Origin of the sequence: Kribbella sp. NPDC056345 (assembly GCF_042262745.1) — a bacterium.
Classification (GTDB): domain Bacteria; phylum Actinomycetota; class Actinomycetes; order Propionibacteriales; family Kribbellaceae; genus Kribbella.
In genome coordinates this window covers 564,572-586,497 of record NZ_JBHJQQ010000002.1, presented here as the reverse complement: position 1 = coordinate 586,497, position 21,926 = coordinate 564,572, and the positions used below count along the sequence as shown (strand labels likewise).

Sequence of the window (21,926 nt, the reverse complement as noted above, 5' to 3'; positions counted from 1 at the left end):
GCGAGGAGCGATATCGGCTCGGCCCCTTCGGTCGTCACGATCTCGTCTATGAAGCGGGCCTGGCGGTGGCTTAGAGCACGGCCGGCGCAGACGTAGCAAGTGTCAACTCACGCCTTCGATCCGTTCGAAGATGTCCGCGTCAGTTTCTTGCTGCCAGGCTGGCAGGTCGTTCCAGTCGGCTACGTAGCTGGGCTTGGGATCTGGGATGTGGCGGTAGATCTGCGCGATCCAGCACAGTGCCACGAAGCGGCCCTTTTGCTCTCGGCTGAGCTTGCTTGTATTTCCTTCGGAGACCTCGACGAACGCCCGCACCTGATCGTGGACGGCCGCCGCGCTCTCGCGCTCCCAGTCAGGTGTCTCTTCCCAGGGGGTGATGTACCCGGGCTTTGGTTCGCCGGGGTAGTGCTTCGTGACGCCTGCGATCCATGCGTCACGGAAGATGCGGCCCTGTTCGTTCGACAACGCGTTGCTCCTTTGGACGGAAGGGTTCCTACAGCGGCGAGCGCTCGACGGACAGGCGTGCCGAGATGTCTTCGGTCAAGCGCAACAGTTGGGGATCGTGGCGGTGGCTGGCGAGCTGCTGGTTCAGGCCGGAGAGTTTGCGAGCGATCACGCCCGAACCAGACTGCTCCGTCAGGTCCATGGCGGCGGTTGCGTAGGTCACCGTCTGCTCGACATCTCGGCGCATCACTCCCACGGTTGCCAGGTCCACGAGCACACTACCGCGCCGTCGCAGCGAGACCGAGGTGCTCAGTGCCTGTTGCAAAGACCTCTCCGCCAGGTCCGGTTTGCCGAGGAGTGTGTAGCAGGTGCCACGTTGCTCGGGTAGCCGCGAACCATCGAAGCGCAGCCATCCTCCAGTCTGACTGTCGCGGCCCAGACCTCTGACTTGTTCGGCCTGTTCTAGTGCTCGCTCGCAGGCAGTCAGGTCACCCAGCCCGGCGGCGGCCTCGGACTGCACGGCACTCACCCAGTAGCGCGTGGAGAGGGCGCAGTCGCCTTTGGCAGCCAAGTCGGCTGCCGAAGCCAGCATCGGGACCGTGTCCGCGAACTGCTGTTCATACACGCTGATGAAAGCGTGCCGAGTCAAAGCACAGGCCCACATGTCGTGGGAACCTGCTTCGCGGGCAGCCTGTGCGGCCAGGGTGTAGCAGTGGGCCGCCGAGTTGTATTGGTCGTTGTCGAAGAAGACCTCGCCCGCCAGCTGAAACAGGTCACAAGTCAGCTCGCAGAGAGCTTGGCGCGTGGCTGCTCGATGGGTCCGTTTCAGCCGGTCGACCAGCTGAACGAGTTGTTGCGTCACCAGCGGATACACCGCCTGCTTGGCCGTTGCCATGGCGAAGATCTGCCAGAGCTGCTGGTTGAAGATCGCCAGCTCCGCAACCGAGCTGGCATCCAGAGGCCCGGTGGCGACGAACTCGCCCCGGTCACTGACCAGTTCGGCTCCCGCGATAACGGTGCCCGCCAGACTGAGGAGTCGCAACAAGTCTCGGCGCGGCAAGTCAGTCTCGGCCAGCCTTCCGAGAGCCAGCGAGTCGGCGGCCGGCTGCAAGCCTGATGGCACGCTGTCGCCTAAGACAGCATTGAGCTCCGAACTTGAGACGCCCAGCGCCGCGGCGAGACGGGGGCGGGCGAATGGCACCGGCACGGTACCGCCAGACTCCCAGCGAGCGACGGTCGAGCGGTCGACGCCGAGATGCTCGGCCAAGCGCTCCTGGCTGTACCCAGCGGCGCGTCGCCACTCAGACAATCGGGTTCGCTTGCCTGCCACCGTCTTCTCCACCTCCCCACCGGATTGCTTGGCAGAGTGCCGCGTCTGTGCGGCGTTGGTCAAGGATGCGCCAGAGATGCCACAAACGTGCGCTGTCGTGTACCCAGCGTAAGGGATGCAATTGGGTCTAGGCCGGACCAGTGGGTGTCGCTCGACATCCACCGCACCGCCTCTAATCGCCGCCCCTCATCTCGACGTAGGAGTTGAAAGCGCCATGACCGGTACGTGGGTCCTCACGCTCATCGCGGTTGTCTTGTACGGGTTCATGATCCGAGACATCTCGGAGGAGGTGCGTGGCGAGTGACTGCCCTCGTCGACGACCCACGCCAGGCCGACCGCCGTGTCCGCGTCTGGTTCGGCGAGCACGTCATCGCGGAGTACACCGCCGAACCGGCGACTGCCATCCAGTACCAAGCCGCAATGACTCGGCGCTTCGCGAGTCTTCGCGTCACCATCGAGCCAGTCACTGTGGCGGTGGACAAAGATGCTGCTAACTCGTGAACGGCCAGCAGCCATCCGGCTGGCGGTCCTTGCTTTGGGAGCGTTTGGTCGCGAAGTTCCGCCGGTGGATGGACGACGAGCGATGACCGACTACACCCGCCCACTGCTGCTTGGCTATGCCCGGCGTGACCTGTACTTGTCCGACCGACATGTCGATGACCTGAAGCGTGAACTCAAAGCCTTTGCCCAGCTCGAAGGCTTTGCCATGGGTTCGATCTACATCGAAAACCCCGGCACCGCTCCGGCAACGTTCGAGGCGCTGGTGGCCTCGGTCAACCGCTACCAGATCAGGGCAATAGTCCTGCCAGGTCTTCAGCACCTCGCACTGGTCGGAAATCCGGAAGAGGTACGAGTGCAGTTCGAGCGCGTCACGAGGGCTCGCATGATGCTGCACAAGGTAGCCCCATGAATCGGCGGGATCGGTGGGGAGTCGTCCTCAGCCCTTCACGTGCAGAAGATCGCTGCACACCCATCGATCCTGCCACTTGCGGTCCTTGTCCGAGTCCTCCCCTCCCCTATGCAGGACTCGGACAAGGACTCCCTTGACCGGCTGGCGCGGGACGCGGAGGCGAGTCCGTCCTGCGCCAGCCGCTCCACCCTCTCCTCAGCACCTCCTGGAAATGAGGCCCACATATGTCCCAGGTCGAACAGATGAAGATGCAGTTGCACGGTCTGGCTGACCAGTCACGACAGGGCGCTGCGAGCTTGGCCGGGTTCAAGCAGCGCTTCGAGCAGTCCAGCCGGCAGGTGCACGCCCTGATCCGCGGTACGGCGACGCGGGCCGACCAGGACATCGCGACGATGCTCGACGCTGCCGCGAAGTCTGTCGACCAAGCCGTGCAGTCGTTGCAGATCGCCGAGGCCGGCTGCCGCAGCTACGCCGACCAGATCTAGCCGGCCGCAGCGCGTTGCCCTCCGAGCTGCAGTGGGTCGCCGAGCAGTTGCTCGCCTGCATGAACGAGTCCACGCGGGCGGTCAACTATCTGCACGACCGAGCCAGAAAAAGCCGCGAGGTGGCAGCATGGATCGGCAGCACAAGCAACAACCCGAGCGCCCGGATGGCCGCCACGCAGCTCAATGAGGCCGCGCGGCGCTGCGAAGAAGCCGCCTATTACCTGTCCCTTGCTGAGACCCAAGCGAGGGCGTGGGTTGAGCAGATGGTCAGGGGTGGACGGACCATCGAGCCGAGCAGCGGATCCGCAGATGGCCGAAAACTGGACCCGAGCGCAAGCACATCATCAGCGGAAGGTCGGCGAAAGGAGGACCAGGGGGAGCCCGAAGTTGTCCAGCAGGACAGAGTCGCGGGAGACGGCGACGATACGGGTCCCGAAGAGCTGCCGCAGATTCAGCGGATCAGCGACGAGGAAGCCCGGCGTTTGTTCGGCACGCTGCCCATCCGCGAGGAGTCAGCCGTCAGCCGACCGAAGACTCGGGGACTCTGGAAGGATGCCGACGGCAAGGAACGCCCGCTCGCCAGCGGCCAGTGCAGCAGCGACGGACAGGACGCCGACCCGTACTACCAGCAAGTCAAAGACTTCATGCGCGAGCATCGGATCGGCCGCCAGGACGCCGACCCGATGGTCGCTTCACATGTGGAGGCCAAGTTCGCCTTGTTCATGCGCGAACGTGGTCTGATGCACGAGACGATCGTGGTCAACAAGAGCCCATGCCCGGGTCGATTCGGCTGTGACCAGTTGCTGAAACTGTTCCTGCCACCAGGCGGTACCTTGACCATCTTCGGTCCTGGCGGATTCAAGAAGACGTATGCCAACCCAGCACAGAGCGGATGAGTGACGATGCCGAACACCGTGGAAGGCTTCTTCAAGGGTGATGAACCGACGCTTCTCGAGTCTGCCGACGACGTCGACGCCCTCATCGATTCCGTCTTGGCCGAGTGCTTCGGCACCTCCGTCATCACCCTCTACAGCACGGCCCGCCCGCTGATGGACTCCGGCGTACCCGATCACGAACTGCGGGTCGCCCTCCACGCCGAAGCGAAAGTCGGCGGCATCCGCTACGCCGGCGACGACGGCACGCACGAAGGCAGCTGGTACGTCCCCGGGCAGGTCAGCCAGCGCGAAGAGGTCTTCTACTACTACACCGGTCATGAGCAGGGCTGGCCGCAGGACTCCGAAGTCAGCATCGATCAGGTGCGGCAGGCGGTCCGGGAGTTCCTGACGGGTGACGGCGTCCGACCGCAGTCCTTCGAGTGGCGCGCCTGGCCCGAAGGCGTCAGTTGAGCGCGCCGGGCCAAGGGTGCGTCCGTGGATCGGGAGGGCGAGCGTCTTGACTGCGGTAGAGACGCGCGTGCCGAGCCCAGGGCGGCAAAGGGCGGCCTGAACTCCGGTCCTCTGAGGGGAACAGACGAGCGGTCTTAGGCGTCCAATCTGCCGCAGGTGGATAGAGGATGGCTAGGCTTCTCGCCAACGTCATTGGGGGCAGCATGGACGACCTGACTCGGTTGGAAGAGCAACTGTTGCAGTGCGTCATGGAAGGCAGCCTGCTCGATCTGACGGACGGCCAGGACAACGTCTCCGAGGAGGAGATGAGCGCGTGGGGAGCTGAGCGCAGCCTCCGAGCCACTGTCATTCGCGACATCCTGCGCGGCAAACTTGCCATCGAGGCCGACCCGCGTGGCATCAGGCTCAGGGGCGCGCGAGTTGACGGTCACCTGGATTCACGTCACGTCACCGCCACTGTGCCGCTCAGTCTGGAGATGTGCTACCTCCCATCAGGAGCTGATCTCTCCAATGCTCAACTCAAGCCAGTTGAGCTCAGCGGCTGCCGCATTGAGGGGTTGCTTCTGCGGGACACTCATGTAGCCGGCCACCTGATCGTCGCAGGCGCCGCCATCTGCAACGCCATCGGTCCTGCCCTCTACGCCGACGGGCTGCGGGTCGAAGGCGATCTGTTCCTGAACGATGGGTTCACCGCAACAGGTGCTGGCAAAGAGGGCGCTGTCCGGCTCGTCGGTGCGTGTGTAGGCGGTCAGCTGAGCGCCGCGCGTGCTGCCATATACAACACCACCGGTCCTGCGTTCTACGCCGACGGACTGCAAGTCGAGGGCGATCTGTTCCTGAACGACGGGTTCACCGCAACAGGTGCTGGCAGACGAGGGACTGTCCGGCTGAATGGTGCACGCGTCGGCGGTCTGTTGAGCGGCACGAGCGGCATTGTCAGTAACGCGACGGGCCCAGCGCTGGCCGCCGACAGGCTTCGGGTCGACGGCAGTCTGTTTCTGGGCGTTGGGTTCACAGCAACTGGAGCTGGCGACAGCGGTGCCGTCCGACTGCTTGGCGCGCACATCGGCAATCAACTGAGCGCGACGGGCGCCGCCATTTGCAACGCGACCGGTCCCGCTCTGTATGCCCACAACCTGCAGGTCGACGGCAATCTGGTGATGACTGACGGATTCACCGCTTCCTCAGGGCCTGAGCATCCGGCGCTCGTGCTGACGATGGCCCGTGTCGGTGGACTTTCGCTCGACCTGGCGGGCATCAAGCGCCTGACCGGGGCGAATGGCACTCTGGATGTTGACGGCCTGGTTTACGCTGGCTCGCCGCAAGGCCCGAGCGTCGCCGATTGGCTGGCCGCATTCGCACATCGCACGCCTAGTTATAGCGCTCAGCCCTATCAGCAACTGGCGGCCGCGACCCGCGCTGCTGGCCACGACGGCGACACGCGGAAAGTCCTCATGGCTCAACGCCGCGATCAGATTCGCCGCAGAGCGGTCACTGGATTCTCCGAACGCACCTGGGCGAAGGCGACAGGAGTCCTGCTGGGCTTCGGCTATCAGCCCTGGCGCGCTCTGCTCTATCTCCTCGCCGTCCTGGCTGCGGCAGTCACCTTGGCGATCATTGCCGGCGGCCACCACGGCGGCCTTGCTCACACAACCCGCACCACCACACCCAATGCCGCTTGTACCACGGTGGAGCAGATCGGCGTCGGGATCGATCTCGGTCTGCCCCTGATCAAGGTCACCGCCAGAGACAGTTGCGCCACGACACCCACCAGCGCAGGCGAGGCCATTACCGCCGCAGGCTGGGCCCTCCAACTAATTGCCTGGGCACTAGCGACCTTGTTCCTCGCCGGGTTCACGGGTGCCGTCCGAAAGACCTAAGCCATTGAGGAGCCGGGCCTCCCAAGCGACGGGCAGTCCGATCAGCAGCAGCATCGAGCGCATCGACGGTCGCTCAGGTGATCGAGGTGCTCTAACGCGCGAAACGCTGGCGGCCAGTCGTCCAGCTGGCTCCCCAGGTCCCAGCCGCAACAGGCGTGCCAACCACCCGGCCACCTCTCCGCCGCCGGGCAGGGTTAGGGGAGACCACGGTGGGCGTACGCGCCGGAGGCGCCGAAAGAACTGTCACCGCCGGAGGCGGTGTCCTTTGACCCAGGTCAGGCCTCTGACCTGGGGTTTTGTAGGCCCCGTGGGACTCGAACCCACAACCCGCGGATTAAAAGTCCGCTGCTCTGCCAATTGAGCTAGAGGCCCCGGTGGTGAGGGGTTGGGGACAAGTGTTGCAGGTTTGGGGGTGGGGTGGGGGTGGTGGGGTGGTTGGAGGGGTGTTCGGGGGGTGGTCTGGGGCGTACTGTCGGGGTCAGGGGAGTACTACTCGCGCGCCGGGGGGCTGGGGCAAGGGGGCGGTATGGGGGTTGTTGAGCGGGCTTCGATCGTGGATGGGCACAACGAGGTGGTGTCCGCCTGGAAGGAGATCGTCGGGCAGGCCTCGTCGATGGGGCTGGCCGATCGGATCGTGATCGGGGTGAAGTTGCGGGCGCGCGCGGAGGCGCTGGCCAACTATGAGGGGCTGGCTCGGGATGCGGGGGATCTGGCGACGGATGCCCGGGCGTTCGCGGCGGCGGTGAAGGCACAGAATCCGTTGACGACGGTGATCGCTGTGGTGGGGTTCGCGGCGGCGGTGCTGGGGTTCTTCGGGTTGTGGTCGTTCCAGGCGTTGCGGGAGGCGGTGGCGCCGGCCGCGGAGGCGGCTGGGGCGGGGTTGGCGCAGACCGAGGCGGCGCTGATCGGGTTCGTGACGCTCGCTTCCGGTGGGGTGATCGTGGCGGTGATTCGGGCGGCGGTGGAGGCTGCGCGGGCGGCTATGGAGGCGATGGAGACCTTCAGTGCCCGGTCGCATCCTTCGGCGGTGCTGTTGCGGGAGGTCCGGCCGGCTGAGGAGCGGTTGTTCGCCGTGTTCCAGCAGCGGGTGCCGGAGCCGCCGATCAGTGCGGGGCCGTTGATCGTGCTCGGGAGTGTCGGGCTGCTGGCCGGGATCGTCTTCGCGGCGTTGGCGGGGGTCGGTGTGGCAACCGGCTGAGATGTACGGCGCTGAGGTCTGGTCGAGGGATCGATCGGGGTGCTATGCAGTTGTCGCCTGGGTGGTCCGGGCGCTGACAATTCCGCCGCGGGGGGAACCGACGGCGGGTTGGGGGGAAGTGCGTTGCGTATTCGTGCTGCGTTAATGACTGTTGCTGTGCTCGGGTTCGGGGCCGGGTGCGGTACGGCGGAATCCACAGAACCGGCTGCCGTCGCCGGCGGGCGGGTGATCACGCGGACGGCACCGACCAGCGAACCGCCGGCACCGAAGGCCGAGCCGACACCGAAAACCCCACCGACGCCGAAGTCCGTCGTACCGACGACGACGCGGACGGTGGTCGAGTATCAGGTGATTCCGTTCAAGAAGAAGACGGTCACGGACAGCGAACTGCCGAAGGGGACGAAGGAGATCCGGACGGCGGGAGCGAACGGGTCGCGGAAGCTGACGTACGCCGTCACCTACTTGGGCGGGAAGCAGACGGGGAGGAAGCTCGTTCGGCAGGAGGTCGCGAAGCAACCGCGGTCGCAGGTGACGGCGGTGGGGACCAAGGTCGAGGAGGAGGTGGAGTCCGGGTGCGATCCGAACTACAGCGGGTGCGTGCCGATCGCGAGTGACGTCGACTGCTCCGGTGGGAGCGGGAACGGACCCGAGTACGTCGATGGTCCGGTGACCGTGACTGGGTCCGACATCTACCGCCTCGACTCCGACGATGACGGCGTCGGCTGCGAGTAGCAGCGGACCGCCAGGCCATCACAACTGGGCGAGCGGCCACTCGCTGAGCGTGCAGACAGGGCGCGGTCTGCAGTTGTGATGGGCCTGGGGTCCGGACGGGCAGGGTGTGCGGGGTTCAGGGGCAGATGTCGGGTCCACCGATCTGAGAGAGGGGATGGTGAGAGCCTGAAAGGGGTGGGCTCGTGAAGGCTTGGCTGGGTTTGGTCGTGGTGGCGGTGTTGACGGCTACGGGCGGGGTCGCCCATGCCGGGGAGGCGACCTACGGCGTCGCGACGAGTGAGTACAACCTCGGCGACGAGGCGATCACTTTGCCTGGCGGCGTCAAGTCCGAGCTGCGCGCCAAGGTCTACGCGCCGAGAGACGCGCCCGGCAAGCGGCCGATGGTCGTGTTCCTGCATGGGTTCCACGAGGCTTGTTACGGCGGCGACGAGGTCCAGCGATGGCCTTGTGCCACCGACCAGCGCCCGGTCCCGAGCTTCCGTGGGTACGACGCCCCGGGCAACGAGCTCGCCAAACATGGGTACGTCGTCGTCTCCATCAGCTCGAATGCGGTCAACCGCAACGTCAGCAAGACCCTCGACGCCGCGACCAGATTGCGTGGCGAACTCGTCCTCGCCCACCTCGACCTGTGGAAACACTCCAGCCGGGTAGACCTCAACAACGTCGGCCTGATGGGCCACTCGCGTGGCGGCGAGGGAGTGGTCGCCGCAACGCTCGCGAATGCGGCCCGCCCCCACCCCTACGGCATCAAGGCCGTCCTCCCGCTCGCCTCGACCTCAGCCACCCGACAGGCCCTGCCCGGCGTCGCCCTCAACCTTTTGACGGGCTACTGCGACGGCGACGTCTACGACCTGCAGGGCCAGCACCTGTACGACGACTCCCGCCAAGCCCCGGATAGTGCACCCAAATCGACGGTCCTCCTGATGGGCGCCAACCACAACTTCTTCAACAGCGAGTGGACCCCCGGCCAGGCCGAAGCCCCCGCGACCGACGACTGGGCCTTCAACCCGAACGACGAACCCTGCGGTACGGCGACGCCCACACGCCTGACCGCGGTTCAGCAGCAGACCCTCGGGCGCACGTACATCTCGGGCTTCTTCCGCTGGATCCTCGGCGGCGAGGAAGCACAGGGAAAGCTGTTCGACGGCTCGAACCCCAACGTCACCGCACAATCCCCCGACCGCCTCGAGCTCGCACGGTTCGACGAACCTGTCACCACGACCGGCGCCCTGACCGCGACCGTCTGCACCGGCAGCCCGTCCTGGCTCCCCGATCCCAACCCCGAGCTCCCGTTCTGCACCGAGAACGAGCAGCCCGACCGCTTCCCCCACTGGGTCCCCAGCTTCTTCCTCCCCGGCGTCCCGAACCCAGCGATCACCGCACTCCACTGGACCGGCCCAGGTGCGATCCGCATCCCGGTCAACGCCCAGAAGCAGTACGGCGTACTGACGTTCCGCGCCGCCGCCGACCCGGACCAGCCGTCGCCCCAGGACCTCACCATCAGACTGATCGACAACCGAGGAGACCACCGCGATGTCGCCGTCTCCCTCACCCATCTCCCCGGCAAACCCGAAGACGGCCAACCGAAAACGCTACTGAGAACAGTGCGAATCCCCTTGAAAACAACGGATCTCAAGGCAGTAGAACTCCGCACCGACCGCACCACCGAGGGCCGGATCTTCATCTCCGACCTCGCCCTCAGCACGCCGTCCCGCGGCCGCACCACCATCAACCACCTTCCCCGGATCTCGGTCGCCGATGCCGCACCAATTGCCGAGGGCAACAACACGACCGAGGTCAACTTCACGGTCACCCTCAACAGGCCGAGCCATCAGCAGATCACTGTTCACGCCGAGACAGCCGGCTTCACAGCGGACCCCGAGATCGTCCTCCCGCTGAGGACCACGATCACCTTCGCACCCGGCGAGACCCGCAAGACCGTCGCGGTTCAGATCCGTGGCAACACGACTGCCCAGCCGGACCAGGACTTCAAGCTAGCCCTGGCGGTACCGCGCAACGCGATCACCGACGACGCCTGGGCCACCGGCAAGGTCCTCGACGACGACACCGGCCCGATCGCGCGACACGACAGGCCCGAGAACCACACAACCCAACGAGGCGGTCCGGGCTACCGCGGGATGTAATGAACGAGTGCTGACCTACGAACTGACGTCCCGGGATCTGGAGGAGGTCCGGTTCGCCCTGTCACCCGCGTGCGAGACAGTGCTCTCACTGCGGGCCCTGCGCGATCCCGGCCGGTTCCCGCTGCAGCTGCCGTGGATCCGTGCCGTCCAGCCCCTCCTCGCAGACCTGGACTGGACCGTCCTCAGCCACCTCGTCAACGACACCATGGGCAGCCCCGACTACCTCACACCGCGGCCGACCTCCCCGCTCACCCAGTTCGCCGACGAGCTCGCGCTGATAGCGGCAGTCGATCAAGAGACCTTCACCAGACAGCTCACAGCGGTCAACGGCGAGCTGCCCGAAGGTCTCACGCCGGCCCGAGTCACCACAGCACTCGACGACTACTGGCAGACGGTCATGGCGCCGTACTGGAATCGCATGCGGACGATCCTCTCCGCCGACATCACGTACCGCGGTCATGTGCTCACCCAGCAAGGCACCGGGGCGATGCTCAACGAACTCGGCCCGGCGATCTCTTATAGCCAAGGCCTCTTGAAGGTCGACAAGGTGAGCGAAATCAGTCGCGTGGAGAAGGTCGACGGCCGCGGTCTCGTCCTGCAGCCGACCCTGTTCGGCCCGCACGCCGTGATCCCGTACGACCCCGGCGCCGAACCGTTCCTCGGCTACCCACCCCGCGGCCAGGCCAACCTGTGGACCGTCGTCGCCCCACCCACGCCACAGGACCTGGCCCACCTCATCGGTACGGCGCGCGCCCGCATCCTGCAGCTCCTCACGCACCCGCGCACCACGACCGACGTGGCCGCCGAGCTCCAGGTCACCCCGTCAGCAGTCAGCCAGCACCTGCAACTGCTCCGCCGTACCGGCCTGGTCGAGCCCCAGCGAGCCGGTAAGCATGTGCTCTACAGGCCGACAGAATTGGCCCAATTGCTGACGGGGAACTAAAGTCGATAGCACCGCGGGAGCTCGCACCGGAGTGGGCTGAGAGGGCGACAGAGCAGGCGTCGCCGACCGCTGAACCTGAATCGGGTAATTCCGGCGTAGGGAGGACCTCATGACGTACGACGAGTCACCGCATGAGCACGCGGTGTGGGTGAACGGTACGGCGACCAGCAGCGGACCGGGGATGTCGGTCGCGGAGCTGGTCCGGGAGATGTCGGATCGGCAGACCGGGATCGCAGTCGCGGTGAACCAGAGCGTGCTGACCCGCGACGAGTGGGCCGCCACGATCCTGACGGCAGGTGACCGGGTCGAGATCGTCGGCGCGGTCCAGGGAGGCTGACATGGACGACCCCTTCGAGCTGGGCGGCCGCACGTACTCGTCGCGGCTCATCATGGGTACCGGCGGTTCGGCCAACCTGGAAGTGATGGAAGAGGCATTGATTGCCTCCGGCACCCAGTTGACCACGGTCGCGATGCGCCGGCTGGGGACCGGGCACGAGGGCTCGGTGCTCGACGTCCTGAAGCGGCACGGGATCGAGATCCTGCCGAACACTGCCGGCTGTCACACCGCGGCCGAGGCCGTGCTGACCGCCCGGCTGGCCCGCGAGGCACTGGGGACCGACCTGATCAAGGTCGAGGTGGTTGCCGACGACCACCTGCTGCTCCCCGATCCGGTCGAGCTCCTCGACGCCGTGGACATCCTGGTCGCCGACGGCTTCACCGTGCTCCCCTATACCAACGACGACCCGATCCTGGCTCGCCGTCTCGAGCAGGCGGGCTGCGCGGCCGTGATGCCATTGGCCGCGCCGATCGGCTCGGCCCTCGGCATCCGCAACCCGCACAACATCTCCCTGATCGTCGAGGGTGCGAACGTCCCGGTCATCGTCGACGCCGGCCTCGGTACAGCGAGCGACGCCGCGCTCGCGATGGAGCTCGGCTGCGCCGCGGTGATGCTGGCAACCCCGGTCACCCGCGCGGAGAAACCAGCGCTAATGGCAGCCGCCATGCGCGACGCCGTCACCGCCGGCCGCAACGCCCTGCTGGCCGGCCGAGTCCCGCGCCGCTGGCACTCCGCACAGGCATCCTCACCCACAACCGGACTGCCGACGTTCTAGCCGTTGTCGCGAGTAGTCCAGCCTGGTCTTCGGTCCCAGGCGAAATTGAGCGGACGTCGCCCTGCGCCCGGCCTATGCTCCCGGTCCGAGATCACCGTTCGATGGAGGATGGATGAGCAAGTTGGAGTATCCGCGTCCGGAGGGGGTTGCGCCGGGGAACGGTTACAGCCATGTGGTGACCGGTCCTGGGCAGTGGGTCGCGATCGCCGGTCAGGTCGCACTCGATGCTGAGGGCAACATTGTTGGCGAGGGTGATGCCGAAGCCCAGACACGGCAGGTGTTTGCCAATCTGGATGCAGCTCTCAAGGCTGCTGGGGCTACGTGGGCGAATGTTGTGAAGCTGAACTACTACCTGACCGATCTGGGCGGGCTGCCTGCTTTGCGGACGGTTCGGGATGAGTACGTCGACACGGCCAATCCGCCGGCCAGCACCGCCGTACAGGTGGTGGCGCTGTTCCGTCCCGATGCTCTGATCGAGATCGAGGCGTACGCCGTTATCTGAGCAGGTTGACGGCCAGTTGCGCGGCGAGGCCGATGGTGGCGTCGGCGCGCGGCTGGCGCCAGTCGGCGCGGGCGGTGAGGGTGAAGACGGCGACCGCGTAGGCGTCGCCGGCGGGGAGCGTGACGACGCCGACCTCGTGGCGGAGGGCGCCGAACGTGCCGGTCTTGCCGGCGACCCGGATGCTGTCGTGCGGGAAGCCGGAGGCCAGGCGGTGCTGGAAGATCTGCCGCTGCATCGTCGCCTTCGCGAAGTCGGTCTGGGCGGCGGAGAGCAGTTCACCGGTCCAGAGCCGACGGAGTAGCAGGGTCATGTCCGACGGGGTGGTCGCGGAGGCGTTGGCTGCTTCGTAGACCCCGGTCGGGGTGGCGCGGTTGTTGTCAGCCAGTACGGCGAGGGCCGCGTCCGGATCGTCCATTCCGGTACGCCGTTGCAGGTCGACCAGGTTGGCCGCGGTCCCCCGCCGTACCCAGGTCTGTTGCAGGCCGAAGGATTGCAGCAGCTCGGCAAGTCGATCGAGGCCGACCACGTCGAGCAGCGCGTCCGCCGCGGCGTTGTCGGAGACGGCCATCATCGACACGGCGAGATCGCGGAGCGACATGGTGACGGGGTCGGCCATCAGGGACAACCCCGTGGGGCCGGGGGTTCGGGTCGACGGGTCGAGGGTGAGTCGCGCGCGGGGATCGAGCTCGCCTTCGTCGACCAGACGGCAGAACCCAACGAGCAAAGGAAGTTTGTAGACCGACGCCATCGGTACGACGTCGTCCGCATCGACGGCGACTGTTGATTCCGGCGCATCGAGCGCAACCGCATGCAGCCAGCCGCGCACCCCGGCGTCGGCGAAGGTCGCGCGGATTCGGGCGTTCATCCGATCACCAACGCGTCGGTCAACTGTGCGATCACGTCAAGCTCGAACGGAGCCCGCGACCGCGACCACACGAAGCGCAACCGCGTGGGCAGCGGATCGCCGGCCAACTCGTACCGCTCGACACCGGGCGCGCCCAGCGACGGGTCCGCAGTCACCACGATCGCCTGCCCAGCCGCCGCCATAGCGAGCGCGGCCCGCTCATCCGTCACCACGACCGTCCCACCATCCGGCCGATGCATCGCCAACGTATCCAGGAACAGATCCCGAGCCGCCGGCGCCTCACCCCGAGGCCGAACCGCCACCGGCACCCCACCCAACCGCCCCAACTCCACAACCCCGCTCCCATCCCCCACCTGAGCTGTGCGGGCGCGGGACACGGGCTTCGTGAGTAGGCCGGCCGGTGTTAGGGCCCATGTTGGTAGGAGTTGCACCGGGCCTGCGTCGAGTCCGTCCAGGACGGTGGGGTGCAGTACGACGGCGAGGGTCAGGCGGCCGGACGATACCTGGCTGGTGAGTGAGCTGGTTGGCGCCGATACGACTGTGACCCGGCTGCCCGGAACCGCCGCGCCGCAGGCGGCTGCGACTGCGGCACCCGCGGCCGGTGGGACCTCGGGTGCGAGGCCGAGGCGGATCTCCGGGCCCTCCGGATCGCGGGCTACCGCGGCCTGGTGGAGTTCCTCGATCGAGGTCAGCGCCCGCCGCGCGAACGGCAGCAACGCGGCACCGGCGGCCGTCAGCTCGACGCCGGTCGAACCCCGCTCGAACAGCTTCGCCCCGACCAGCGCCTCCAGCCGGCGGAGCCCTTGGGACAGCGGCGGCTGGGTGATTCCGACGACCCGCGCGGCGTCCCCGAAGTGCTGTTCCTCGGCGAGCGCGACGAAGATCTGCAAGTGCCGCTCAGTCAGCATGACCCGGCTGACCTGCGGTGATATCCCCAGCCACTCGCCTCATGCCGGAAAGCATATTCGACACACCTCATTGCCTTCACCTTGACTGAAAGCTCCGGAACGGCGAGAGGAGAACGCAGTGAAGGTGACGCGACGAGGCATGCTCGCAGGGGCGGCGGCGGTCGGAGCCGCCGGGATGATCGGCGCCCCAGCCACCGCGCAGACAGGCAGCAAGCCACAACCCCGACGTACGCCGGTGGAGTTCACCTGGCTCGGCACCCACGCCTGGCAGATCCGTTGCGGTGAGCACATCGTCCTCACCGACCCGTGGGTGACCCGCTTCCACACCGGCACCTTCACCCCCGAAGGCGCCGACCCGAAGACCAAGCTGGTGATCGACAAGGCAGCCGTCGACAAGCACATCGGCAAGGCGGACGCGATCCTGGTCCACCACGGCCACTACGACCACATGGCCGATGTCCCGTACGTCGCCGCCAAGACCCAGGCGACCGTCCTCGGCACCCAGTCGCACGTCAACCTGCTGAAGGCGATGCGCACCCAGGCCGACCTGCTGTCGGCGGTCCGCGGTGGCGAGTACCTGGTCTTCGACGGCTTCACCATCGAGGTCTACCCGTCCCTGCACTCCTGCGGCGGCAAGCGCCACACCTACGCCTACCCCGGCTACCGCCAGGAAGCAGTACCGCCACGCCCCCGCGTGATCGAGGACCTGGTCGAAGGCGGCACGCTCGCCTACGTCATCACGATCGGCGGTCTCCGCATCCTCAGCCTCAGTACGGCGAACTTCGACCCGAACGCCCTCCGCGACCTCCAGGTCGACGTACTCCTGGCCGCCCCCGGCGGCGAACCCGGCATCACCGACCGCCTCCTCCAAACCATCAACCCGGTCACCACCGTCATCGCCACCCACTGGGACGACTTCGACAAACCCCTCACCGAGCCCGGCATCCCCTGGACCGACCTAACCCCCCTCCGCACCTCCGCCCAAAATGCCGGCGCCAACTTCGTAGTACTCGACCACCTGGAGAAGCTAACCCTCTAACCCGTACAGAAGGACTGTTAGTAGGTCACCGGCTCAGCTCCCGCGCACGCTCAGGACGGCTGGCTACAAGGCGCGGGAGGCCACTACTACCAGTTCTTCTGTACGCCGTGCGGCCGGAAGTCAGGCGAGGGTGCGGTAGTGGTAGCGGGAGACGGTGGTGAAGCCGAAGCGGTTGTAGAGGGTCAGGGCTGGGGTGTTGTTGGCCAGGACCGAGAGGAAGACGTGCCCAATGCCTTGGGTTGTTGCCTTCTGCAGCAAGGCCCGGATGACAGCTTGGGCTAAGCCTTGGCGGCGGAAGGTGGGGTCGGTGGCGATGCAGTAGAGGCCGGACCAGTCGTCGACGAGGGCCAGCCGGCCGATGGCGGCGATCTGATCGCCGGAGCGGATCGTGGCGTAGAGGGCGGGGCCGCGGTCGAGGATCTGGCGGGCGACGGCTTGCTCCGCGGGGCCGCCGCGGCCGTCGTTCTGCCACCAGAACTGCATCCAGGCGTCGTCGGCAACCGAGGAAATATTCACCTCGACCGCCGATGAAGGGAGTGCGGCGAGGACGTCGCCGACCTCGGCGCACTGCACGAGGGTGGGATTCTTCAGCTGGTATCCCCGAGCGGCCAGGTGGTCGTCGAGGTCGGTCGGCTGGGCGGCGGGGCTGATCTGGAAGGACGGCGTGATGCCGTGTGCCTGGTACAGCGTTTCCACGTAGTCCAAGGCTTTTCCGAGATCGTACGGCGCTCCGGCCGGGAGCACGGAGTTCGCCCGCAGGGTGACACCGGCCGCTCGTCGGACCAGCCAGCCGTCGAGTTCGGTGCTGTGCGCGGCAGGCCAGCCCCGGTTCATCAGGTGGTCGATTCCAGCTGCGGTGATCACCTATCCGAGAGTAGAACCACCAGGATCAAATTGCAACGAAATGAATACTTATTCACGAGCGACGCGCGGCCGCGACCGCCTCCGCCAGCAGATCGACACCCTCGATCACGGAATTCACGGTCAGCCCGCCGTACCCGAAGACGAGTCCGGCAGGCCCCGGCGGCGTCACCCAATACGGCGCCAGCCCATACACACCCAGTCCTCGCTCGAGCGCAGCCGCCTGGACCGCAGACTCGGTCAGACCGTCCGGCAGCAGCGCCATCACGTGCAGCCCGGCCGAGATCCCGGTCGGCACGAGCTCGGGCAACCGCACGGCCAGCCGCTCCACCAACGTGTCCCGCAGCAATCGGTACCGCGGCCGCATCCGGCGCAGGTGCCGATCGAATTCACCCCGCGCCACGAAGTCCGCGAACGCCAACTGATCGAGCACCGGCGACCCGCGGTCGTCCATCAGCTTGGCCTCCGCCATCGGTTCGACCAACCGTGGCGGCAGGATCATCCACCCCAACCGCAGCCCCGGGGCCAACGTCTTGCTCGCGGTCCCGGCATACGCGACCCGATCCGGCATCAGCCCCTGCATCGCACCGATCGGCTCCCGGTCGTACCGGAACTCCGCGTCGTAGTCATCCTCGATCACCAGCCCGTCCCGCCACGCGGCCCACGCCACCAGCGCCGCCCGCGTCTCCGCCGACGTCACCACACCGGTCGGGAACTGATGCGCCGCAGTCACGAGTACGACGTCCGCCTCGGACCGCTCGAGTGCCTCGACATCAACCCCGCCCTCAAGAACCGGTACGCCGACCGTCGCCAACCCGGCCGCGTGAGCCACCCGGCGCAGGTCGTTGTCGGACGGATCCTCGACCGCGATACACCGATATCCCTGGGCAGCAAGGACTTGCAGCAGCAACCGCGATCCCTGCGCGAACCCGTTGCAGATCACCATGTGCTCCGGCCGCGCCGCCGTACCGCGGACTCGATTGAGGTAGTCCGCCAACGCGGTCCGCAGCTCGATCGTGCCGCGCCCGTCCAGGTACGCAAGACTCCGGTACGGCGTTTCGTTCAGCACCCGGCGGATCGACCGCAGCCACGCCACCCGGGGGAACTGTGAGACATCCGGCCGGCTGTAGCGGAAGTCGATCCGTGATTCCACGCCCGTCAGCATCGTCACACCCGGCGGCTCGATCGCGGCCACCTCTGCGACCTCGGTGTACCCGCCGGCCCGGCTGACCAGATACCCCTCGGCCACGAGCTGCTGATAGGCCTCGACCACCACACCGCGCGACAACCCGAGATCGTCGGCGAACGAGCGCGTCGACGGCATCACCGCACCGGCCCGCAGCCGCCCCTCCCGGATCCGGTCACGAATGCCACTCTCCAGCTGCTGATGCAGCGGAGCGCCACCTGAGCGCTGCAGCTCGATCAACAGCTCTCCGGAACTGGTCCTGATTCGGCTCACGAAACTGGACCTTATCGGAGTACCGCCGGACTGTCAGGGTGGATCCATGACGACCTTTCTGCACCCCGGAGACCGCGACTACGACGAAGCCCGCTCGGTCTGGAACGCGATGATCGACCGCCGGCCGGCTGTGATCGCACGCTGCCGGACGACCGCCGACGTGGTGGAGGCGGTCCAGCTGGCCCGGACCGAGAACCTCGAGCTCGCCGTCCGCTGCGGCGGCCACAACATCGCCGGCCTGGCCGTCCCGGAGGGTGGCCTGATGATCGACCTGACCCCGATGGGCGCGGTCGAGATCGACCTCGAACGCCAGACCGCGATCGTCCAGGGCGGCGCGCTGCTCGGCGAACTCGACCGGGCCGCCCAGCGTTACGGTCTGGCGACGACCGCCGGCAACGTCTCGCACACCGGGGTCGGCGGGCTGACCCTCGGCGGCGGGATGGGCTGGCTGGCCCGGCGATTCGGGCTCGCCTGCGACAACGTCACGGCGTACGAGGTGGTGACTGCGAACGGCGACGTCCTCCGCGCGACCGCGGACGAGAACGCCGACCTGTTCTGGGGACTGCGCGGTGGCGGCGGCAACTTCGGTGTCGTCACCTCGTTCGAGTTCCGGCTGCACGAGGTCGGCACCCGCGCGTTGGTTGCCGAGTTCACCTATCCGATCGAGGCGGCGTACGACGCCTTGCGTGGCTGGCGCGAGCTCAACCGCACCGCCCCGCGGGAGGCGACCTTCACCGCCTCGATCACCCCGGACGGCGTCACCCTTGGGTACGTCTGGGTCGGCCCGGGCGGGGAAGAACTGCTGCCCGAGTTCCGCGCGCTCGGCCCCGTGATCCACGAGAGTGTCGAGGCGATGCCTTACCTGACATTGCAGACCCGGGACGACAACGTGCAGGGGCACCGCTACCGCCGCTACTGGAAGGGCCACTACTTCAAGTCCCTGCCCGACGAGGCGATCAAGGCGCTGATCAGTACGCCGGGCGTCTCCGCGAGCCTGCAGGCGTACGGCGGCGCGATCTGCGACACCCCGGACGACGCGGCCGCCTTCAGCCACCGGGACACGCTGTTCGAGTTCGTCACGTCCACCCGCTGGGAAGACGCCGCCGAGGACGAGGACCGGATCAGCCAGATCCGCGAGTACGCGGCGACGCTGGCGCCGTACGCGCAAGGCGCCTACGTCAACACCCTCAACGGCGAGGCGATCCACCGCGCGTTCCCACCGGAGAAGCTCGCCCGGCTGGCCGAGCTCAAGGCGAAATACGACCCGGCCAACCTCTTCCACCTGAACCAGAACATCGCGCCCGCGGTGGTCACTGTCTAACAGGCACAGGCGATTCCGCGCGGAGCGGTCAGCGGGTCGGACTGCCGGCGTTCGATTCCGGCGGCGGTCTCGACCGGAAGGCCCTCGCGCGCCCAGTACTCGAAACCGCCGATCATCTCCTTGACCGGATAACCGAGCTTCGCGAACTCCAACGCCGCCCGGGTCGCGCCGTTGCACCCCGGCCCCCAGCAGTACGTCACCACGCGCACACCATCCGGTACGACGGCGGCCGCGCGCTCGGCGATCTCGCGAGTCGGCAGGTGGATCGAGCCTGGGACGTGCCCCTGGTCCCAGCTTTCCTGGCTGCGGCTGTCGATCAGCACCCAGCCCGTCGCACTGGCGCCGATCTCGGCGGCCACGTCGGAAACATCGGTCTCGAAGGCCAGCCGCCCGGCGAAGTGGGCGATGGCTGCGGTCTGTTCGGTCATGTGTTCAGCGTCAAGCATCCCGATCACCGAGAACAGTGGCAGAAATGACCTAGTACAACAAGATTCAGCCAGCGTTGATCCGTGCTCGCGCCCGGGCGACCTTGATCGCGGTCTTCAGCGTCTCCACGTCGTACGCGCCGTAGTGCCGCTGACCATTGATGAAGAACGTCGGCGTCCCGGACACCCCGCTGAGGTCGGCCGACTCCACGTCCCGCGCGACCCGGGCCGCGGCGACGTGCCGCTTCACCTCGTCGTGGATCCGGTGGTTGTCGAGGCCGAGCTGCTCGGCATACGACATCAGGTCCTTGGGCTGCAGGTTCTCCTGGTTGGCGAGCAGCAGGTCGTGCATCTCCCAGAACGCGCCCTGCGCATGCGCAGCCTCGGCCACCTCGGCCGCGATCTGCGCCCGCGGGTGTACGTCGGACAACGGCAGATGCCGCCATACGTACCGCAGGTCGTCGTCCTGCAGGAGATCCCGTACGACGGACTCCGCGATCCCGCAGTACGGGCACTCGAAATCGCCGTACTCGACGAGCGTCACCGAGGCGGTCTCGGGACCACGGACGTGATCGAGCTCGGGGTCGACCGGATCGACGAGATCGACCAGCTCCTCGGCTCGACCGAGCAGCGCGAGCGCCTTCTTCGGCGGACTGAGCAACTTCACCGACCGGAACACCAGCCAGGTCACCACGGACGACACGACCACGGCGGACAGCAGACCGATCTTGGCCTCCGCGAGGACCGGCCCCTCGAACGCGATCGTTGCTATCAGCAAGGAGACCGTGAAACCGATACCCGCGATCGTGCCGCTGCCGGCCACCGCCGCCCAGCCGACCTGCGGTCCGTACCTACCGCCGGAGAAACGGTCCAGCAGCCACGAGACCAGCGTGACCGCGACCGGTTTGCCGACCACGTACCCGATCAGGATGCCGAGCGTGACCGGTGAGGTGAACGCCCGGCCGAGGAAGGCCGCGTCGATCGTCACACCGGCGTTGGCCAGGCCGAACAACGGGACGATCAGGTAGCTGGTCCACGGGTGATAGAGGAACTGGAGCCGCTCGTTCGGTGAGATGGCCGCAGTCAGCCCGACGGTCGCCGACCGGGCCAGCTCCGGCGTCGGCTGCTCACGGAAGACCCGGAACAATCCGCTCGCCTGCTCGAGCTCCTCACGACCTGGCGAGTACGCCGGTGCGGTCAGACCGATCGCCAGCCCGGCCACGACCGGGTCGACGCCACTCGTGAGCAGTGCGGCCCACGTGATCACGCCCAGAACGACGTACACCCAGGGTTTGCGGACCCGGAGCAGCGCGAGGGCCAGTACGACGGCGAAGGCGAGCACCGCGATCAGCAGCGGCATCAGGTCGATGTTCTCGCTGTAGACGACGGCGATCACGACCAGTGCCAGCAGGTCGTCGACGACGAACACGGTCAGCAGGAACACCCGGACGCGGTCCGGAACCCCGCGGCCGACCAGCGCGAGCAGGCCGAGTGCCAGCGCGGTGTCGGTCGACATCGCGACACCCCAGCCGTGCGCGGTGTCCGTGCCGAGGTTGAAGGCCAGGTAGATCAGCACCGGCGCAGCCATCCCGGAGACGCCCGCGAGCACCGGCAGCACGAAGCGGCTGCGGTCCCGCAGGTCGCCGAGATCGAACTCGCGCCGCGCCTCCAGGCCGACGACCAGGAAGAACAGCGTCATCAGACCGCTGTTGATCCACTCCCGCAGGTCCAGCCCGAACGCATGGTGACCGAGCTCGAACGAGAGGTCGGTCCGCCAGAAATCGTCGTACGAGGTTGGGGCCAGGTTCGCCCAGAGCAGGGCGATCAGGATCGCCGCCGCGAGCACTCCGGAGCTGCCGGCCTCGGTGCGCAGGAAGCTCCGCATCGGAGCCGCGAACTCCCGCCGCCAGTTCGTCCGGCCACTCAGCAGGGCCGGGAAGTCCGCCATGAGGTAACCCTACTGCCGCAAACCTGGGTCCAGGCTGCATGATGTCTCCTGCGGACGCCTCCTGCCCGGGCAGTCCG

The 21,926-nt window shown here is 67.1% G+C and carries 23 protein-coding genes, 1 tRNA gene and 1 riboswitch; of the genes, 15 read left to right on the top strand and 9 right to left on the bottom strand.

The annotated features are described in order from the left end of the window. Positions 1 to 102: 102 nt before the first annotated feature. Complete coding sequence (locus ACFCV3_RS08470) at positions 103 to 462, bottom strand: hypothetical protein (RefSeq protein WP_376027579.1); 360 nt, start codon at positions 460 to 462, stop codon at positions 103 to 105. A gap of 28 nt (positions 463 to 490) precedes the next feature. Continuing rightward, the gene (locus ACFCV3_RS08465; protein WP_376027576.1) at positions 491 to 1,783 is read right to left on the bottom strand and encodes a helix-turn-helix domain-containing protein; all 1,293 of its coding nucleotides are present in this window, start codon (positions 1,781 to 1,783) and stop codon (positions 491 to 493) included. 288 nt (positions 1,784 to 2,071) lie between these two features. On the opposite strand from ACFCV3_RS08465, the gene ACFCV3_RS08460 reads away from it, so the two are divergent. The 6 genes from ACFCV3_RS08460 to ACFCV3_RS08435 all read left to right on the top strand — a co-directional run bounded on the left by ACFCV3_RS08460 (position 2,072) and on the right by ACFCV3_RS08435 (position 6,392). Continuing rightward, on the top strand, positions 2,072 to 2,272 hold the full coding sequence (locus ACFCV3_RS08460; protein ID WP_376027573.1) for a hypothetical protein: 201 nt from the start codon (positions 2,072 to 2,074) through the stop codon (positions 2,270 to 2,272). 82 nt (positions 2,273 to 2,354) lie between these two features. Continuing rightward, positions 2,355 to 2,681: a hypothetical protein gene (locus ACFCV3_RS08455; protein ID WP_376027571.1), complete on the top strand. Its 327-nt coding sequence runs from the start codon at positions 2,355 to 2,357 to the stop codon at positions 2,679 to 2,681. A gap of 224 nt (positions 2,682 to 2,905) precedes the next feature. Then, entirely contained in the window at positions 2,906 to 3,166 is a 261-nt protein-coding gene (locus ACFCV3_RS08450; RefSeq protein WP_376027570.1) for a hypothetical protein, read from the top strand. Positions 3,167 to 3,225: 59 nt separating this feature from the next. Further along, positions 3,226 to 4,062, top strand: a complete 837-nt coding sequence (locus tag ACFCV3_RS08445; protein ID WP_376027567.1) for a DddA-like double-stranded DNA deaminase toxin — start codon at positions 3,226 to 3,228, stop codon at positions 4,060 to 4,062. A 6-nt stretch (positions 4,063 to 4,068) separates the two neighbouring features. After that, positions 4,069 to 4,512, top strand: coding sequence for an Imm1 family immunity protein (locus ACFCV3_RS08440; protein WP_376027564.1), 444 nt, complete (start codon positions 4,069 to 4,071; stop codon positions 4,510 to 4,512). 203 nt (positions 4,513 to 4,715) lie between these two features. Continuing rightward, on the top strand, positions 4,716 to 6,392 hold the full coding sequence (locus tag ACFCV3_RS08435; protein ID WP_376027562.1) for a hypothetical protein: 1,677 nt from the start codon (positions 4,716 to 4,718) through the stop codon (positions 6,390 to 6,392). 299 nt (positions 6,393 to 6,691) lie between these two features. Here the strand turns inward: ACFCV3_RS08435 and ACFCV3_RS08430 are convergent. Continuing rightward, positions 6,692 to 6,764: transfer RNA gene (locus tag ACFCV3_RS08430), tRNA-Lys, on the bottom strand. Positions 6,765 to 6,918: 154 nt separating this feature from the next. Here ACFCV3_RS08430 and ACFCV3_RS08425 point away from each other — a divergent pair. The 7 genes from ACFCV3_RS08425 to ACFCV3_RS08395 all read left to right on the top strand — a co-directional run bounded on the left by ACFCV3_RS08425 (position 6,919) and on the right by ACFCV3_RS08395 (position 13,023). Further along, positions 6,919 to 7,590, top strand: coding sequence for a hypothetical protein (locus ACFCV3_RS08425; RefSeq protein WP_376027559.1), 672 nt, complete (start codon positions 6,919 to 6,921; stop codon positions 7,588 to 7,590). 144 nt (positions 7,591 to 7,734) lie between these two features. Next, positions 7,735 to 8,322 carry a G5 domain-containing protein gene (locus ACFCV3_RS08420; RefSeq protein ID WP_376027557.1) on the top strand — a complete coding sequence of 196 codons (588 nt, stop codon included), beginning with the start codon at positions 7,735 to 7,737 and terminating at the stop codon, positions 8,320 to 8,322. A 182-nt stretch (positions 8,323 to 8,504) separates the two neighbouring features. Continuing rightward, positions 8,505 to 10,466 (top strand): hypothetical protein, encoded by a 1,962-nt coding sequence (locus ACFCV3_RS08415; protein WP_376027555.1) that lies wholly within the window; start codon positions 8,505 to 8,507, stop codon positions 10,464 to 10,466. 7 nt (positions 10,467 to 10,473) lie between these two features. Further along, entirely contained in the window at positions 10,474 to 11,409 is a 936-nt protein-coding gene (locus tag ACFCV3_RS08410; protein WP_376027553.1) for a DUF5937 family protein, read from the top strand. 3 nt (positions 11,410 to 11,412) lie between these two features. Further along, a riboswitch (TPP riboswitch) is annotated at positions 11,413 to 11,528 on the top strand. Then, positions 11,519 to 11,746 (top strand): sulfur carrier protein ThiS, encoded by a 228-nt coding sequence (thiS, locus tag ACFCV3_RS08405; RefSeq protein ID WP_376027550.1) that lies wholly within the window; start codon positions 11,519 to 11,521, stop codon positions 11,744 to 11,746. It overlaps the preceding riboswitch by 10 nt. A gap of 1 nt (position 11,747) precedes the next feature. Further along, the gene (locus ACFCV3_RS08400; protein ID WP_376027548.1) at positions 11,748 to 12,521 is read left to right on the top strand and encodes a thiazole synthase; all 774 of its coding nucleotides are present in this window, start codon (positions 11,748 to 11,750) and stop codon (positions 12,519 to 12,521) included. Positions 12,522 to 12,633: 112 nt separating this feature from the next. Then, a complete protein-coding gene (locus tag ACFCV3_RS08395; protein ID WP_376027547.1) occupies positions 12,634 to 13,023 on the top strand; it encodes a RidA family protein in 390 nt (129 codons plus the stop codon). Here ACFCV3_RS08395 and ACFCV3_RS08390 read toward each other — a convergent pair. Then, positions 13,016 to 13,888, bottom strand: coding sequence for a serine hydrolase (locus ACFCV3_RS08390; protein ID WP_376027546.1), 873 nt, complete (start codon positions 13,886 to 13,888; stop codon positions 13,016 to 13,018). The two genes, ACFCV3_RS08395 and ACFCV3_RS08390, sit on opposite strands and share 8 nt — an antisense overlap. Beyond that, positions 13,885 to 14,796, bottom strand: a complete 912-nt coding sequence (locus ACFCV3_RS08385) for a LysR family transcriptional regulator (protein WP_376027544.1) — start codon at positions 14,794 to 14,796, stop codon at positions 13,885 to 13,887. Before ACFCV3_RS08385 ends, ACFCV3_RS08390 begins: the two co-directional genes overlap by 4 nt. A 118-nt stretch (positions 14,797 to 14,914) precedes the next feature. Here ACFCV3_RS08385 and ACFCV3_RS08380 point away from each other — a divergent pair, with 118 nt between their 5' ends. Next, the gene (locus tag ACFCV3_RS08380) at positions 14,915 to 15,835 is read left to right on the top strand and encodes an MBL fold metallo-hydrolase (RefSeq protein ID WP_376027542.1); all 921 of its coding nucleotides are present in this window, start codon (positions 14,915 to 14,917) and stop codon (positions 15,833 to 15,835) included. A 120-nt stretch (positions 15,836 to 15,955) separates the two neighbouring features. Here ACFCV3_RS08380 and ACFCV3_RS08375 read toward each other — a convergent pair whose 3' ends face one another. Together ACFCV3_RS08375 and ACFCV3_RS08370 are read right to left on the bottom strand one after the other, a co-directional pair. Beyond that, entirely contained in the window at positions 15,956 to 16,699 is a 744-nt protein-coding gene (locus tag ACFCV3_RS08375; RefSeq protein WP_376027540.1) for a GNAT family N-acetyltransferase, read from the bottom strand. Between the two features lie 52 nt (positions 16,700 to 16,751). Next, positions 16,752 to 18,155, bottom strand: a complete 1,404-nt coding sequence (locus ACFCV3_RS08370; protein ID WP_376027538.1) for a PLP-dependent aminotransferase family protein — start codon at positions 18,153 to 18,155, stop codon at positions 16,752 to 16,754. A gap of 46 nt (positions 18,156 to 18,201) precedes the next feature. Between ACFCV3_RS08370 and ACFCV3_RS08365 the strand changes: the two genes are divergently transcribed. Then, positions 18,202 to 19,476 carry an FAD-binding oxidoreductase gene (locus ACFCV3_RS08365; RefSeq protein WP_376027536.1) on the top strand — a complete coding sequence of 425 codons (1,275 nt, stop codon included), beginning with the start codon at positions 18,202 to 18,204 and terminating at the stop codon, positions 19,474 to 19,476. Here ACFCV3_RS08365 and ACFCV3_RS08360 read toward each other — a convergent pair. Continuing rightward, complete coding sequence (locus ACFCV3_RS08360) at positions 19,473 to 19,904, bottom strand: rhodanese-like domain-containing protein (RefSeq protein ID WP_376027535.1); 432 nt, start codon at positions 19,902 to 19,904, stop codon at positions 19,473 to 19,475. The genes ACFCV3_RS08365 and ACFCV3_RS08360 overlap by 4 nt on opposite strands. Before the next feature lie 64 nt (positions 19,905 to 19,968). Next, positions 19,969 to 21,849, bottom strand: coding sequence for a Na+/H+ antiporter NhaA (gene nhaA / locus ACFCV3_RS08355; RefSeq protein WP_376027533.1), 1,881 nt, complete (start codon positions 21,847 to 21,849; stop codon positions 19,969 to 19,971). Positions 21,850 to 21,926: the final 77 nt, after the last annotated feature.